Annotated in this window: 14 protein-coding genes; 4 read left to right on the forward strand and 10 right to left on the reverse strand. The window is 71.8% G+C overall.

All coding sequences use genetic code 11. The features are described 5' to 3' along the window. Positions 1 to 176: 176 nt before the first annotated feature. The 5 genes from DKT68_RS22555 to DKT68_RS22575 form a co-directional block, all read right to left on the reverse strand. Entirely contained in the window at positions 177 to 1,847 is a 1,671-nt protein-coding gene (locus DKT68_RS22555) for a glycoside hydrolase family 13 protein (RefSeq protein WP_109819406.1), read from the reverse strand. A gap of 98 nt (positions 1,848 to 1,945) precedes the next feature. Continuing rightward, complete coding sequence (locus tag DKT68_RS22560; protein ID WP_109819407.1) at positions 1,946 to 2,992, reverse strand: LacI family DNA-binding transcriptional regulator; 1,047 nt, start codon at positions 2,990 to 2,992, stop codon at positions 1,946 to 1,948. A 69-nt stretch (positions 2,993 to 3,061) separates the two neighbouring features. After that, positions 3,062 to 4,030 (reverse strand): carbohydrate ABC transporter permease, encoded by a 969-nt coding sequence (locus tag DKT68_RS22565; protein WP_109819392.1) that lies wholly within the window; start codon positions 4,028 to 4,030, stop codon positions 3,062 to 3,064. A gap of 1 nt (position 4,031) precedes the next feature. Continuing rightward, positions 4,032 to 5,078: a carbohydrate ABC transporter permease gene (locus DKT68_RS22570; protein ID WP_109819393.1), complete on the reverse strand. Its 1,047-nt coding sequence runs from the start codon at positions 5,076 to 5,078 to the stop codon at positions 4,032 to 4,034. 69 nt (positions 5,079 to 5,147) lie between these two features. Further along, positions 5,148 to 6,494 (reverse strand): ABC transporter substrate-binding protein, encoded by a 1,347-nt coding sequence (locus DKT68_RS22575; protein WP_109819394.1) that lies wholly within the window; start codon positions 6,492 to 6,494, stop codon positions 5,148 to 5,150. Between the two features lie 251 nt (positions 6,495 to 6,745). On the opposite strand from DKT68_RS22575, the gene DKT68_RS22580 reads away from it, so the two are divergent. Continuing rightward, on the forward strand, positions 6,746 to 7,519 hold the full coding sequence (locus tag DKT68_RS22580) for a M23 family metallopeptidase (RefSeq protein ID WP_109819395.1): 774 nt from the start codon (positions 6,746 to 6,748) through the stop codon (positions 7,517 to 7,519). A 202-nt stretch (positions 7,520 to 7,721) separates the two neighbouring features. Here DKT68_RS22580 and DKT68_RS31570 read toward each other — a convergent pair whose 3' ends face one another. The 4 genes from DKT68_RS31570 to DKT68_RS22595 are packed head-to-tail and all read right to left on the reverse strand — an operon-like array spanning position 7,722 to position 9,565. After that, the gene (locus DKT68_RS31570; protein WP_165949678.1) at positions 7,722 to 7,868 is read right to left on the reverse strand and encodes a GPGG-motif small membrane protein; all 147 of its coding nucleotides are present in this window, start codon (positions 7,866 to 7,868) and stop codon (positions 7,722 to 7,724) included. Continuing rightward, positions 7,859 to 8,635, reverse strand: coding sequence for a metallophosphoesterase family protein (locus DKT68_RS22585; protein ID WP_109819396.1), 777 nt, complete (start codon positions 8,633 to 8,635; stop codon positions 7,859 to 7,861). Before DKT68_RS22585 ends, DKT68_RS31570 begins: the two co-directional genes overlap by 10 nt. Positions 8,636 to 8,645: 10 nt before the next feature. Further along, positions 8,646 to 8,921, reverse strand: a complete 276-nt coding sequence (locus tag DKT68_RS22590; protein ID WP_109819397.1) for a BON domain-containing protein — start codon at positions 8,919 to 8,921, stop codon at positions 8,646 to 8,648. Then, a complete protein-coding gene (locus tag DKT68_RS22595) occupies positions 8,918 to 9,565 on the reverse strand; it encodes a nucleotidyltransferase family protein (protein WP_269089869.1) in 648 nt (215 codons plus the stop codon). The genes DKT68_RS22590 and DKT68_RS22595 overlap by 4 nt, the downstream gene beginning before the upstream one ends. Positions 9,566 to 9,666: 101 nt before the next feature. Here DKT68_RS22595 and DKT68_RS22600 point away from each other — a divergent pair, with 101 nt between their 5' ends. Then, positions 9,667 to 10,497 carry a dTMP kinase gene (locus tag DKT68_RS22600; RefSeq protein ID WP_109819399.1) on the forward strand — a complete coding sequence of 277 codons (831 nt, stop codon included), beginning with the start codon at positions 9,667 to 9,669 and terminating at the stop codon, positions 10,495 to 10,497. Here DKT68_RS22600 and DKT68_RS22605 read toward each other — a convergent pair. Further along, complete coding sequence (locus DKT68_RS22605) at positions 10,482 to 11,174, reverse strand: SDR family NAD(P)-dependent oxidoreductase (RefSeq protein ID WP_109819400.1); 693 nt, start codon at positions 11,172 to 11,174, stop codon at positions 10,482 to 10,484. The two genes, DKT68_RS22600 and DKT68_RS22605, sit on opposite strands and share 16 nt — an antisense overlap. A gap of 231 nt (positions 11,175 to 11,405) precedes the next feature. Here DKT68_RS22605 and DKT68_RS22610 point away from each other — a divergent pair, with 231 nt between their 5' ends. Together DKT68_RS22610 and DKT68_RS22615 are read left to right on the forward strand one after the other, a co-directional pair. Next, on the forward strand, positions 11,406 to 12,422 hold the full coding sequence (locus DKT68_RS22610) for an NAD-dependent epimerase/dehydratase family protein (RefSeq protein ID WP_109819401.1): 1,017 nt from the start codon (positions 11,406 to 11,408) through the stop codon (positions 12,420 to 12,422). Positions 12,423 to 12,499: 77 nt separating this feature from the next. After that, positions 12,500 to 13,414 (forward strand): MurR/RpiR family transcriptional regulator, encoded by a 915-nt coding sequence (locus DKT68_RS22615; protein ID WP_109819402.1) that lies wholly within the window; start codon positions 12,500 to 12,502, stop codon positions 13,412 to 13,414. Positions 13,415 to 13,457 lie beyond the last annotated feature (43 nt).

A 13,457-nucleotide genomic window follows, 5' to 3' on the forward strand; every position in this document is an offset into this window, starting at 1 on the left:
CCTGAAGTGGTGCGATGCTGCCCGGCGCGGGCGCGGCACGCCCGTGGCCTCGGCCCCTTCGGCAGGGGCGGGGTGCGGGGCATGAATCGCTGACGACATCAGCTCCACAGCGAGCCAGCCCACCCCGCCGGCCCGCGCAGGAGCACGGGTCGACGGGATGAGCCGGTCAGCTTGGGTCAGCCGCGCAGCCAGACGGTCACGTCGGTCGGGACCGCGCCGTCGTCGTCCAGGGACCCGCTGGCGGCGAGCACCTCGGCGCCGGCCGGCAACGGCACCGCGGCGGCGCCGAAGTTGGTGAGGACGGTCAGCTCGCCGTTGCGGAAGGTCAGCACCTCGTCGCCGGAGGACAGCCACTCCAGCGTGCCGCGACCCAGCCCGTGAGCGCGGCGCAGCCGCAGCGCCGTGCGGTACAGCTCGTACGTCGAACCGGGCACGTCGCGTTGCCGGTCCAGCGCGTACTCCGCCCACAGCGGAGGCTGCGGCAGCCAGCTGGCGTCGGACGGTCCGAAGCCGTACGACGGGGCGTCCGCCTCCCACGGGATCGGCACCCGGCAGCCGTCGCGGCCGCGCTGGGTGTGCCCGCTGCGCGCCCAGGTCGGGTCCTGCCGCGCCTCGTCGGGCAGCGTCGTGTGCTCGGGCAGCCCCAGCTCCTCGCCCTGGTAGAGGTAGGCCGAACCGGGCAGGGCGAGCATCAGCAGGGTGGCCGCCCGGGCCCGGCGCAGGCCGAGCGCGGCGTCGGGCTGCGGGTCGCCGACGCCGATGCCGTTGGGCCGGCCGGTGCCGATCGGCAGGCCGAGCCGGGAGGCGTGCCGCACCACGTCGTGGTTGGACAGCACCCAGGTGGTCGGCGCGCCGACCGAGTCGGTCGCCTCCAGCGAGCGGGTGATCACCGCGTACTGGGCCGGTGCGGTCCAGGCGGCGAGGAGGTACTCGAAGTTGAACGCCTGGTGCATCTCGTCCGGCCGGACGTAGCGGGCGAGCCGCTCGGCCGGCTCGACCCACGCCTCGGCGACCAGCACCCGCTCGCCCTGGTAGTTGTCCAGGAGCTGCCGCCACCGGCGGTAGATCTCGTGTACGCCCTCCTGGTCCCACATGGGCGGGCGCGGCTTGTCCACCTCGTTGCCGGACAGGATCTCCTGCGGCTCCTGCCAGTCGGCCAGGTCGGCCTGCTTGACCAGGCCGTGCGCCACGTCAACCCGGAAGCCGTCCACCCCACGGTCCAGCCAGAACCGCAGCACGTCCAGGAACTCCGCGTGCACCTCGGGGTTGTCCCAGTTGAGGTCCGGCTGCCCGGTGTCGAACAGGTGCAGGTACCACTGGCCGGGCCGGCCGTCCGGGTCGACCGTCCGCGTCCAGGCCGGGCCGCCGAAGACGCTCTGCCAGTCGTTCGGCGGCTGCTCGCCGGCCGGGCCGAGCCCGTCGCGGAAGATGTAGCGGGACCGCTCCGGGCTGCCGGGCGCGGCGGCCAGCGCGGCCTGGAACCAGCGGTGCGCCGAGGAGGTGTGGTTGGGTACCAGGTCGACGATCACCCGCAGGCCGCGCGAGCGGGCCTCGGCGATCAGCTTGTCCGCGTCGGCGAGGGTGCCGAACAGCGGGTCGACGTCCCGGTAGTCCGCCACGTCGTAGCCGGCGTCGGCCTGCGGCGACGGGTAGAACGGGGAGAGCCACACCGCGTCCACGCCCAGCTCGACCAGGTGGTCGAGGCGGGCGGTGATGCCCGGCAGGTCCCCGACGCCGTCTCCGTCGGAGTCGGCGAACGAGCGGGGGTAGATCTGGTAGATGGCGGCTTCGGTCCACCAGCCGGTGACCTGACCGGAGGGGGTCTGCTGCGTCGGATCGGTGTTCAGGGTCGTCTCCAGTGTCGAGCCGTGGGTGGACTGCCGGGTGAGTGCTGCTGCCGGCCGCGTCGCCGCCAGCCGCCGACCCGCGGCGGATGGTTGGATTTTCAGTGTGCCCGGGGTGGTGCGGTCGAGTCCCGGACGACCAGTCGAGTGGGCAGGATCACCGGGCTGTCGCGGCCGCCGGTCCGTTGACCGACGATCGGGCCCAGGCTGGGGGCCCCGAGCGGGTCGAGGAGCATCCGGGCCGCCAACCGGCCCTGTTCGGCGGCGGGCTGGGCGATGGTGCTGAGCCCGAGCACGCCGGCCAGGTCGTGGTCGTCGATGCCGACCACGCTGACGTCCTGCGGCACCCGCAGCCCGGCGTCGCGCAGCGCGGTCATCGCGCCCATCGCCATCTCGTCGCAGGCGGCGAAGATCGCGGTCGGCGGTTCGCCCCGGGCCAGCAGCTCGGCGGTGGCCCGGTTGCCGCCGTCGATGGTGAACGTCGACTCGACGTCCAGGCTGGGGTCGGGTCGCATGCCGGCGGCCCGCAGCTCCTCCTGGTAGCCCCGGCGCCGGTCCAGGTGGGTGGTGAACGCCAGCTCGTCGTCGGGGTCGCCGGAGATGTGCGCGATCCGGCGGTGGCCGAGGTCGAGCAGGTGCCGGGTGGCGGTGCGGGCCGCGGCCACGTCGTCGATCCGCACGCACGGCCAGTTCGCCACCCTGGTCCCCGAGCTGATGATCACCCCGGGCAGGTCCAGGGCAGCCAGCGCGGTCAGGTCGGCGGGGCGCAGCGGCGTGGCGACCAGCATGATGGCGTCCACCCGCTTGTGCAGGTTGGCCGTGCGCAGCACCCGCTGGCGGACCTGCTCACGGCCACCCAGGTTGTGCAGCAACAGGTCGTAGCCGGACTCGTGGAGGAACTCCTCGACCGCCTCCACGACGGTGCTGAAGAACCACCGGGTGATCCGGGGCACCACCACCGCGACCGTGCCGGTCCGGCCGCCGGCGAGCCGGGACGCGCTCGGCGAGACCGCGTAGTCGAGCTGCTCCGCGGCGGCGAGGACACGGCGCCGGGTGGCGGCCGAGACCGTCGGCAGCCCTCGCAGGGCCCGCGAGACGGTGGCCGTGGAGACCCCCGCCAATCGGGCGACATCATCAATCCTCGTCACGGTTCCCCCGGTCGGTAACCCGGCGCGCCCGCCGCCGCCCAAGGGGCCGGGCGGCGGCGGGCGCGCGGGTCAGCCCTTGACGCTGCCGGCGAGCAGACCTCGCACGAAGAAGCGCTGCAGCGACAGGAACACGATGAGCGGTACGACGATCGACACGAACGCGCCGGCCGTCAGCCGCTGCCACTCGTTGCCCCGGGTGCCGGCCATCTCGGCGAGCTGAACGGTGAGCGGGGCGGTCTCGTCGCCGCCGCCAGCGAAGATGAGTGCGACCAGCAGGTCGTTCCAGACCCACAGGAACTGGAAGATGCCGAACGCCGCCAGCGCCGGGGTGATCAGTGGCAGCACGATGGTGCGGAAGATCTTCGGGTGGCTGGCCCCGTCGACCCGGGCCGCCTCCATCAGGTCGCCCGGCAGTTGCGAGATGAAGTTGTGCAGCAGGAAGACGGCGAACGGGAGCGCGAAGCAGGTGTGCGCGAACCACACCTGGGCGAACTTCTGCTCGTCGACCAGATCCCAGGCCGGCATCAGGGTGACGCCGCCGAGGGTGACACCGGTGGAGAAGAACTTCAGCAGCGGCACCAGGGCCATCTGCAACGGCACGATCTGCAGCGCGAAGATCGCGATGTAGAGCCAGTCCCGGCCGCGGAAGTTGATCCACGCCAGCGCGTACGCGGCCAGGCACGCGAAGGCGAGCGGGAAGAGCACCGACGGGATGGTGATCGCCAGGGAGTTGATGAAGGACCCGGCGAGCTGCCCGGAGGACGACGACCGCCCGAAGAGGACCTGCTGGTAGTTCTCCAGGGTGAACTGCGGGTTGGTGAAGGCCGTCCACCAGCCGGTGGTCTTGATCTCGTCCTCCGGCCGGAGGGAGGAGACGAGCAGGCCGAAGGTCGGGATGGTCCAGACCACCGCGATGACGATCGAGACGAGCGTCGCGGTGCGGCTGTTCAACCGCTTGCGGACCCGCCCGGCGGTGCTGGACGGGGTGCCGTCGGTCTTCTGTGTGCCGACGGCGACGGTCGGCGTTGCGGTCGTCATCTCAGCCCTCCCGCTGTTGACGGAGGTTGCGGATCTGGTAGATCACGACCGGGATGACCAGGATGAAGAGGAAGACCGCGAGCGCGGAGCCCTGCCCGTTCTGGCCGTACCGGAACGCCTGGTTGTACATCTCGCTGGCGATCACGCTGGTGTCGTAGTTGCCGTTGGTCGCGGTCCGAACGATGTCGAAGACCTTGAGCGTGGCGATCGTGAGCGTCACCACCACGACGATCAGCGCCGGCCGGATGCTCGGCATGGTGATCCGCCAGAACATCTGCCACGGGCTGACCCCGTCGAGCCGGGCGGCCTCCACGATGTCACCGGGAATCGCCTTGATCGCGGCGGAGAGCACCACCATGGCGAAACCGGCCTGGATCCAGATCATGATGACGATCAGCAGCAGCGTGTTCAGGGGGGATTCGAGCAGCCACTGCTTCGGCTCGCCGCCGAGGCTGACCACGATCTGGTTGAGCAGGCCGATCTGGTCGCCCTCGCCGCGATAGGCGTAGACGAACTTCCAGATGATGCTGGCGCCGACGAAGGAGATCGCCATCGGCAGGAAGATCAGTGACTTCGCCACCGCCTCGAACCGGGCCTTGTCCACCAGGACGGCGTAGATCAGGCCGAACGAGGTCGCCACCAACGGGACCAGGAGCACCCAGATCAGGGTGTTGATCAGGACCCGGACGATCGAGCCGTCGGAGAACATCCAGCCGTAGTTGCGCAGCCCCACCCAGTTGGTGCTGTCCGAGTCCATCAGGGACAGCAGCGTGGTGCGGATGGCCGGCACGACCAGGCCGATGGTGAGCAGCAGCAGCGTCGGCAGCAGGAAGAAGAGCGCGAAGAGGCCCTCCCGCTGCTTGGGCCGCCGGGTGATCGGCGCCCCGCTCACGGACGCGGCGACGAGCTGCGCCTCCCGTCGCCGGGCGAACCAGGCGGGCACGACGTCGAGCAGCAGGAGCAGACCGCCCACCACCACCACGAAGGCGACCAGCCCGTACATCAGCATGAGGAGCTTCGGCTGCTGATCGGCGAAGTCGAACTCCATCAACCCTCCCTCTCGGGTCCGTTCGGCCGGTGGCCCGGCCCGCGAGCGCGGGCCGGGCCACCGCCGGGATCACTTCGGCCAGGTGCTCTCGATGCCCTGGAGCACCGGGGCGGTCGGCTTGCCGTTCAGCCAGTCGACCATGCCCTTCCAGAACGTCCCCGCGCCGACGGCAGCCGGCATCAGGTCGGATCCGTCGAAGCGGAAGACGCCGCTCTTGTCCTGGAGGATCTGGACGGAGAGCTTGTCGATCGGGCTGGCCACGTTGGCGATGTCCAGCTTGTTGTTCGCCGTGACCCAGTTGCCGAGCTTCGCGCGGCTGTTGACGTACTCGGCCGAGGCCAGGTAGGTCTGCACCGCCTGGACCTCGGGACGGTCGGCGTACGCGACGACGAACTCGCCCGCGCCCAGGACCGGCTTGCCCTTGGCCGGGTCGATGGCCGGGAAGTAGAAGGCGAACGCGTCGCCGTCCTCGGCCACCTTGGTGCCCTCGGGGAACTGGTTGGCGTAGAACGAGGCCTGCCGGTGCATGGCGCACTTGCCGTTGGTGACCGGCACGCCCGCCTCCTGGAAGGAGGTGGTGGTGATGCTCTTGACGCCGCCGAACCCGCCGTTCATGTACTTGTCGTTCTTGAGGATCGAGCCGGCGCGGTCGACCGCCTCGGCGACCCGCGGGTCGTTGAACGGGATCGTGTGGGCCGTCCACTGGTCGTAGACCTCGGGGGTCTGCGTACGCAGCATCAGGTCTTCGATCCAGTCGGTCGCCGGCCAGCCGGTGGCGTCACCGGACTCGACGCCCGCGCACCACGGCTTCATGCCGCTGGCGGCGATCTTGTCGCTCAGGGCGATGAGCTGGTCCCAGGTGGTCGGAACCTCCCAGCCCTTCTCCTTGAACGTCTTCGGCGAGTACCAGACGAAGGACTTGACGTTGGCGCCGAGTGGCACGCCGTAGAGCGTCCCGTTCACGGTGCCGTACTTCAGCCAGTCGGCCGGCATGTTCTGCTCGGCCAGGGCCTTGGTGTCGGCGCTGAGGGACTTCAGCTTGCCGGCGTCCGCGAAGCGCTTCACGAGGCCCGGCTGGGGCACGAAGGCGATGTCGGGGGCGTTGCCGCCGTCGACCCGGACGGGGAGCTGCGCCTCGAACTCGCCGCTGCCCTCGTAGTCGATCTCGATGCCGGTGCAGTCGGTGAACTGCGACCAGGAGCGCTCCAGCAGGTCGGCCTCCGCGTCACGGATCGACGCGTAGATGGAGACCTTCTTGCCGTCGTGGCCCTGGTAGTCCTGGTATGCGGCACACTCGGCGGAGTCCGCGTTGTTGCTCTTCTTGTCGTCGCCGGTGCCACAGGCGGTGGCGCTGAGCGCCAGCCCCAGTGCGCCGGCGATCACGAAGGCCTGGCGTGGTCTGGTGAAGACCGCCATGCCGTCCTCCTTTCTAGCCGGCGCGGTCGTGCTCAGTGGCCCGGCGCCGGTCCCGATGGGCGTGCACACATGTAAGCGCTTGCATCGGATCCGGTCCACCCCCTGTCAGACACGAGCGAGTAACAATCCGGAAACCTCCGGGCCGCCTCGTGGGCGCGCTCCCGGGCCAGATCTTCGACTCTTTCGAAGAATGACGATATCTGTCAGGCTGAGCGCACCTCATCGAAGGTTTTCGACATAGGAGGAGCTGTATGCGTAAGCGATGGATCAGCCTGCTGGTGACGGGCCTGCTCGTCGGGGGAGTCCTGGCTCCGGCGAGCCCGGCGCTGGCCGCGCCGACCTTCAAGGTGCCGTTCCCGTGCGGCCAGTCCTGGTCCGGGCAGACCCGGTCGGACCACAGCCCGGCGTACGCCGTCGACTTCAACCGCACCGACGACCTCGGCGACCCGGTGGCGGCCAGCGCCCCCGGCACCGTCGACCGGGTGACCGACCTCGGCGGCACCAGCTACGGCAAGTACGTCCGCATCAACCACGGTGGCGGCTACAGCACCTACTACGCCCACCTCAACGGCTTCAACGTCTCGGTCGGGCAGACGGTCGGCTACGGCAAGGTGCTGGGCTGGGTCGGCAGCACCGGCGGGTCCACCGGCCCCCACCTGCACTACGAGCAGCGCCTGAACGGCGCCGACATCCAGGTCCGGTTCAACGGCGCCCTCGCCCTGTACTGGGGGACCAAGAGCTACAGCAGCGACAACGGGTGCAGCTCGGGCACCGGCAACGGCACGGTCGACACCAGTGGCACCCCGCTGACCGTCCGCTCCGGCCCCGGCACCGGGTACGCCTCGGTGGGCACCGTCGCCGACGGCACCCGGGTGACCATCGCCTGCCAGACCAGCGGCACCACGGTCACCGGCACGTTCGGCACCAGCTCGATCTGGGACCGGATCGGCAGCGGCCGCTACATCGCCGACGCGTACGTCTACACCGGCTCCGACGGGTACATCCCCGGCGTGCCCCGCTGCTGAGCGGGGAACGGGCACGGCCCCCGGTGGGCGGCGCCGCCGGGGGCCGGTCGGTTGTCTCCACCGTCAAGATGTTCTGTTCGCGGACCGGTCCAACCCCTCACACGGCAAAGCGCCGGGATCGCCGTGCCCGGTGTTCCTGTCGGGAGGACGGAACTCCGGTCGCGGCGACCCCGGCGGGTCCCGGTGTTACGCGGTACGAACGTCAATTATTGAAGATGCTGACACCACCCGGGCCGACCAACAGCCCGACGACGATGAGGACGATGCCCCACAGGATCTGCCGGCGGAACAGCGCGAGGATGCCGGCGACCACGAGTACGACTGCGAGAATCCAGAGAATCAGCTCCATGACCTCTGACTACCCGAGCTGCCGATCGGGGAAACCTGGTCGGTGTCCAGTTGATCGCCGACGTGGAAGACGCTGTACGCCTGCTTGATCACCGGGTGCGCGACGTTGCGTACCCGCACCCCACCAGGGGTGGTGCCCCGCTCGGTGCCGGCGTGCGCGTGCCCGTGCAGGGCCAGCGCGGTGGGCGCCGAGTCGATCGCCTGACCCAGCTGGTACGAGCCGAGGAACGGGTAGATCTCCAGCGGCTCGCCGGCCAGCGTGTCCGGCACCGGCGAGTAGTGGGTGAGCGCGACCAGCATGTCGCAGTCGAGCGAGCGCAGCGCCGCGCCGAGGCGGTCCGCGCTGTCGGTGGTGGTCCGGACGAACGCCTTCATCTCCGGCTCGCCGAAGTCGCTCGCGCACCGGCCGGCGAAACCTCCGCCGAAGCCCTTGACGCCCGCGATGCCGAGGCGGCCGCCCGCGCAGTCCAGCACCACGCCGTTGCCCTCCAGCACGGTGATGCCCGCGTCCTCGAGCACCTTGACCACCTGCGGCACCTGGTCGCACTGGTGGTCGTGGTTGCCCAGCACGGTCACCACCGGCACGGCCAACCCGCCGAACTCCTGCGCCACGCAGCGCGCCTCCGCCTCGGTGCCGTGCCGGGTCAGGTCCCCGGCCAGCAGGAGCACGTCGGCGCAGTCCGGTAGCTCCTCCAACGCGGGGCGGAACCGGCCGACCACGTCCTCGTCCAGATGCACGTCACCCACGGCGGCGATCCGGATCACCATGAAACCTCCCTCAGGGCAGTTGCTCGATCTCCGTGGGCGCCTGGGCGCGGATCACCCCGATGTCGCTGGTGATCGGCAGGTCCGGGAAGCGCTCCGACACGCGGCGCAGGATCTCCTCGCGCCGGTGCGGGCTCTCCACCTCGCCGTAGAGCACGAGAGCGCGCTCCCGCCGGACCACGGTGATCCCCTGTTCGGCGACGGCGGGGTCCTCGGCGAGCAGCCGGTGGATCTCCGCCTCGACGTACTCGTCCGGTGGTCCGGCGCCGCTGTCGCGTTGGTGGGTCACGGTGTCCCCTCTCCTGCCTGGGTGCCGGCCTCCGGCACCACCTCCAGCCGGTCCAGCAGCACCAGGAACGCCTCGGCGTACGGCGAGTGCTGCGTCTCCTTGCGTACCCGTTCCCAGTCGATCTGCTCCCGCAGGGAGCGGGCCAGCGGCAGGCCGCGGGCGAAGTCGCAGTAGTGCTGCGAGAAGCTCAGCAGCTTGTGCACCATGAGCTGGGTGGCGGACAGGACCGGCATGTGGATCGCGTCCACCGGCCGGACGACCGTGTCGGCGAACGTCTCCTCGGTCACCGGCGTCTCGATCGGCCGGTGGATCAGATCCACCATCCGCCCGTCGTCGAAGACCTTCACCAGCCAGTCCTCCGGTGGACGCTCGGCGACGAAGCCCGAGGCCACCAGGGCCTCGAGGGCGCGCTCGACGTCGGCCTCGCGGATCAGGAAGTCGACGTCGTGGTCGCTGGAGTGGCCGCCGTGCGCGTAGACGGCGAAGCTGCCACCCAGCGCGAACGGGATCTCGGACTGCTTGAGCACGGCGGCGACCTTCTTGAGGGTGTGCACCAGACTCTCGTCCCCGCGCTCAGCCATGTGGTTCTCCCGTCGGTCGTGTTGGTGGACAGGCGGTTGGATTCCAACTTCCGTACCCGGCATTCCGGTCGCCCACACCTGGTCGGGTCGCGGTTGGGTGCGAACAGGGATCAAGCACCACAAACCTCACGGGCTCGAAGCGCGGGTCGGATAACCTGTCGAGGGTGGCCAGATCATCGGGGATCCGACGCGACAAGGCCCGTCTGCGCACCGTCGCCCTGATCGGCATCGACGGTTCGGGCAAGACCACTCAGGCACACCGGCTGGCCGACGCGCTGACCGCCGCCGGCCGCCCGGCCACCTACCGCCGCAACGCCAGTGGCCGCCGTTGGCTCGGCCGGCTCGCCCACCGCCTCGGCCGCCCCGACGCCCAGCGGCTCGTGGGGCGCGACGGGGTGCTGGCGGTGGAGTCCGTGCTGCGCTGGCTCGCCATCGCCGCCGCTCTGCTCAGCTGCCTGCTCACCGGCCGGACGGCGGTGATGGACCGCTACTCGGCCTGCCAGTACGCCAGCATCCGGGCGCACGGCGGGCACCGCTGGGAGCGGCTGGCCCGCGCCGGCTACCGACTCTTCCCGACGCCGCAGGTCACCTTCCTGCTCGCCGTCGACCCGGCCGAGGCGTACCGGCGGATCGAGCAGCGCGGCACCGACCACGAGACGATGGGGTGGCTCACCGCGGCCGACACCGCGTACCGCGACCTGCCCGAGTACCCGACCTTCGTGCTGGTGGACGCGGGCCGCCCGGCCGAGGAGGTGACCGAGCAGATCCAGGCGCACCTGGCGACCTGGCTGCCCTCGGCCGACCGTCCCGACGCCGGCCAGACACCCACCGCGTCACCGCCGGCCGAGCCCCTGCCCTCCGAGGTGCCGCAGCAGGTCGCGTCCCCGTCGCCCGTGGCGGAGCCGCCGTCCGTCGTCACGACGGCCGCCGGGCCGGCCGCGGGGGAGCGGACCGGCCGGGGTGCCGGGCCGCTGGTGGCTCAGGCCCGCCCGTAGACCGGGACGGTGGCGCCGCTGGTCGGCGTGGACTCGTCCGAGGCGAGGAAGTGGATCACCGGCGCCAGCTCGGCCGGGGCCACCCAGCGGGAGTGGTCGGCGTCCGGCTGGGCGGCGCGGTTCGCCGGGGTGTCGATGACGCTGGGCAGCACGGTGTTGCAGCGCACGCCGCGCGACCGGTACTCGACCGCGACCGCGTTGGCGAAGGCGAGCACCGCCGCCTTGGCCGTGGCGTAACCGGCCGCGCCGGGGAACGGGGCGACCGCCGCGCGGGCCGAGACGCACACCACCGCGCCGCCGCCGGCCGCCACCAGGTGCGGCAGCGCTGCCCGGGTGACCAGGTAGGTCGGCCGCAGGTTGGCCGTGAGCATCCGCTCGAACTCCTCGACGGGCGTCTCGTGCACCAGCCCGCCGCTGGCGTACCCGCCGACCAGGTTGACCACCGCCCGCAGCGGCGCCGCCGGTTCGCCGGCGGCGACCTCGACCGCCCGCGCCGCGCCGGCCGGATCGGTCAGGTCCGCGGCCAGCCGGACCGGCCCGTCCACCGCCGGCTCCGACCCGGGCCGGGCTTCCCGTTGCGGTACGACCACCCGCCAGCCGGCCGCGAGGAAGGTGGCCACGACCGCCCCGCCGAGCCCGCCCGTGCCTCCGGTCACCAGCACACTGCGATCCGCCATGCGCCCACGCTAGCGGCCGCTCGGCCCCCCGCCCGCCGCCGGCCCGCTGTTCGTGGCTCCGGCCTGGTCGCGGACCCTCCGGACGTCACGTCCGGGGGCCGGCGGGCTGCCCGCCCTGCCGGCGATGCGCTTCGACGCGCGGCGGCCGGGTCATCGGCTGCGCTGGCGGGTGTGCTCTGCTGAGAGCAGAGCGGCTTGGTGAAGCGCCCGCCGGCGGCGCAGCATCAGCGGATGCGGATCCTCGTTCTCGGTGGCACCCAGTTCCTCGGCCGGGCGCTGGCCCGCCTCGCCGTGGCGCAGGGCCACGACGTGACCTGCGCCGCCCGGGGCGTCTCCGGCGCGGCCCCCGCCGAGGCGCGGTTCGTGCCGGTCGACCGGGACGACCCGGACGGCCTGGCGCCGCTCGCCGGGGAGAGCTTCGACGCGGTGGTGGACGTGACCCGCCAGGTCAGTCATGCCCGGCACGCGCTGGCAGCACTGGCCGACAAGGTCGGTCACTGGTCGTTCGTGTCGACGATCTCGGTGTACGCCGACAACACCACCCCGGGGCAGAACGCGGCGGACGCGCCGGTGCTGGCACCCGCCCCGCCGGACGTGGACGGTCCGGTCGGCCCGGACCACCGCTGGTACGGCGAGTGCAAGGTGAGCATCGAGCGCCTGGTCCGGGAGCGGCTGGGCGAGGACGGCGCGTTCATCTGCCGAGCGGGGCTGATCGTGGGGGCGGAGGACCCGAGCGACCGTTTTCCGTACTGGGTGCGGCGGCTGGCCGCCGGTGGGGAGGTGCTCGCGCCCGGACGCCCGACCGACCGCGTGCAGTTCGTGGACGTGGCCGACCTGGCGGCCTGGCTGCTGCACGCCGGCAGCACCGGCCTCGCCGGCACCTACGACGGCACCGGTCCGGCGATGTCCCGGGCTGACCTGCTGGCCGGGGTGGCCGCCGGGCTGGGCGTCGCCGATCCCGCCCTCACCTGGGTCGACCAGGACTTCCTGCTGGCCCGCGACGTACGCGAGTGGTCGGGGGAGCGGGCGCTGCCGCTCTGGGTGCGGCTGCCGGAGTGGGGCGGCCTGATGGACCGGGACGCCCGACCCGCGCTCGACGCCGGACTGACGGTCCGTCCGCTGTCCGACACCGTTCGGGCCACGAGGGCCTGGATGGCAGCAGAACCGGCCGCCGTCCGGCAGGGCGGACTGGACCCGGCGGATGAGGCGGCGGTGCTGGCGGAGTGGCAGGCTGTACGGGACGGGTGATCCCCGGTCCACGGTACTTTTTCCCACCACGGCCAGTCATGGTTGACGCTCACGCCTCATGAAAGTAAGTTTCATCCGTGGCGAAGAGTCCGAAGATTTCCGCGAGTCACGAGCCCGGTGGGCTGATCGTCCACATCAGTGGCCTGCTGCCGTCGCTGTCGCCCGCCGAGCAGCGGGTCGCCCGGCTGGTCGTCGCCGACCCGGCTGCCGCCGCCCGTCGGACGATCACCGACCTCGCCACCGCAGCCGAGACGTCCGAGGCGACGGTCATCCGGTTCTGCCGGTCGGTGGGCATGGACGGCTACCCGCAGCTGCGCATCCGGCTCGCCGCCGAGGCCGCCCGCCGCGTCGAGCCGCCGGACGCCCGGGTGGTGGGCGGTGACATTCCGCCCGGCGCCGACCTCGCCCAGATCATCGCCACCATCGCGTTCAACGACGCCCGCGCCGTGGAGGAGACTGCCGAGCAGCTCGATCCGGCCGCCTGCGAGCAGGTGGTCGAGGCCATCGCCGGCGCCGGTCGGATCGACATCTACGGCGCCGGCGCCAGCGGGTTCGTGGCCTCCGACTTCCAGCAGAAGCTGCACCGCATCGGGCGGATCGCGTTCTACTTCCCGGACGTGCACACCGCGTTGACCTCGGCCGCCCTGCTGGGCCGGGGCGACGTGGCGATCGGCATCTCGCACACCGGAACCACCTCGGACGTCATCGAGGTCCTGGAGCAGGCCCGGACACGGGGGGCCGTCACCGTGGCGCTGACCAACTTCCCGCGCTCGCCGATCACCGAGGTGGCCGACTTCGTGCTGACCACCGCGGCCCGGGAGACCACGTACCGTTCCGGCGCGACGGCCAGCCGACTGGCCCAACTCACCGTGGTCGACTGCCTCTTCGTCGGAGTGGCCGCCCGCAACCGGTCCCGGGCGCGCAAGGCGCTCGAGGCGACCGCCGAAGCCGTCCTGTCGCACCGGGTGGGTGCGAACCGGAGGCGGGCATGACGGCCGGTGCGGTGGAGCCGGACGAGGACACGCCCGCACCGCC

Origin of the sequence: Micromonospora acroterricola (assembly GCF_003172955.1) — a bacterium.
Lineage (GTDB): Bacteria > Actinomycetota > Actinomycetes > Mycobacteriales > Micromonosporaceae > Micromonospora > Micromonospora acroterricola.

What these genes read in the sequence shown, in the direction of transcription:
- DKT68_RS22610 (WP_109819401.1), top strand. Translation starts at nt 11,406, where the DNA reads ATGCGGATCCTCGTTCTCGGTGGCACCCAGTTCCTCGGCCGGGCGCTG.
- DKT68_RS22595 (WP_269089869.1), bottom strand. Translation starts at nt 9,565, where the DNA reads ATGCCGGGTACGGAAGTTGGAATCCAACCGCCTGTCCACCAACACGAC.
- DKT68_RS22580 (WP_109819395.1), top strand. Translation starts at nt 6,746, where the DNA reads ATGCGTAAGCGATGGATCAGCCTGCTGGTGACGGGCCTGCTCGTCGGG.
- DKT68_RS22565 (WP_109819392.1), bottom strand. Translation starts at nt 4,030, where the DNA reads ATGACGACCGCAACGCCGACCGTCGCCGTCGGCACACAGAAGACCGAC.
- DKT68_RS22570 (WP_109819393.1), bottom strand. Translation starts at nt 5,078, where the DNA reads ATGGAGTTCGACTTCGCCGATCAGCAGCCGAAGCTCCTCATGCTGATG.
- DKT68_RS31570 (WP_165949678.1), bottom strand. Translation starts at nt 7,868, where the DNA reads ATGGAGCTGATTCTCTGGATTCTCGCAGTCGTACTCGTGGTCGCCGGC.
- DKT68_RS22575 (WP_109819394.1), bottom strand. Translation starts at nt 6,494, where the DNA reads ATGGCGGTCTTCACCAGACCACGCCAGGCCTTCGTGATCGCCGGCGCA.
- DKT68_RS22585 (WP_109819396.1), bottom strand. Translation starts at nt 8,635, where the DNA reads ATGGTGATCCGGATCGCCGCCGTGGGTGACGTGCATCTGGACGAGGAC.
- DKT68_RS22605 (WP_109819400.1), bottom strand. Translation starts at nt 11,174, where the DNA reads ATGGCGGATCGCAGTGTGCTGGTGACCGGAGGCACGGGCGGGCTCGGC.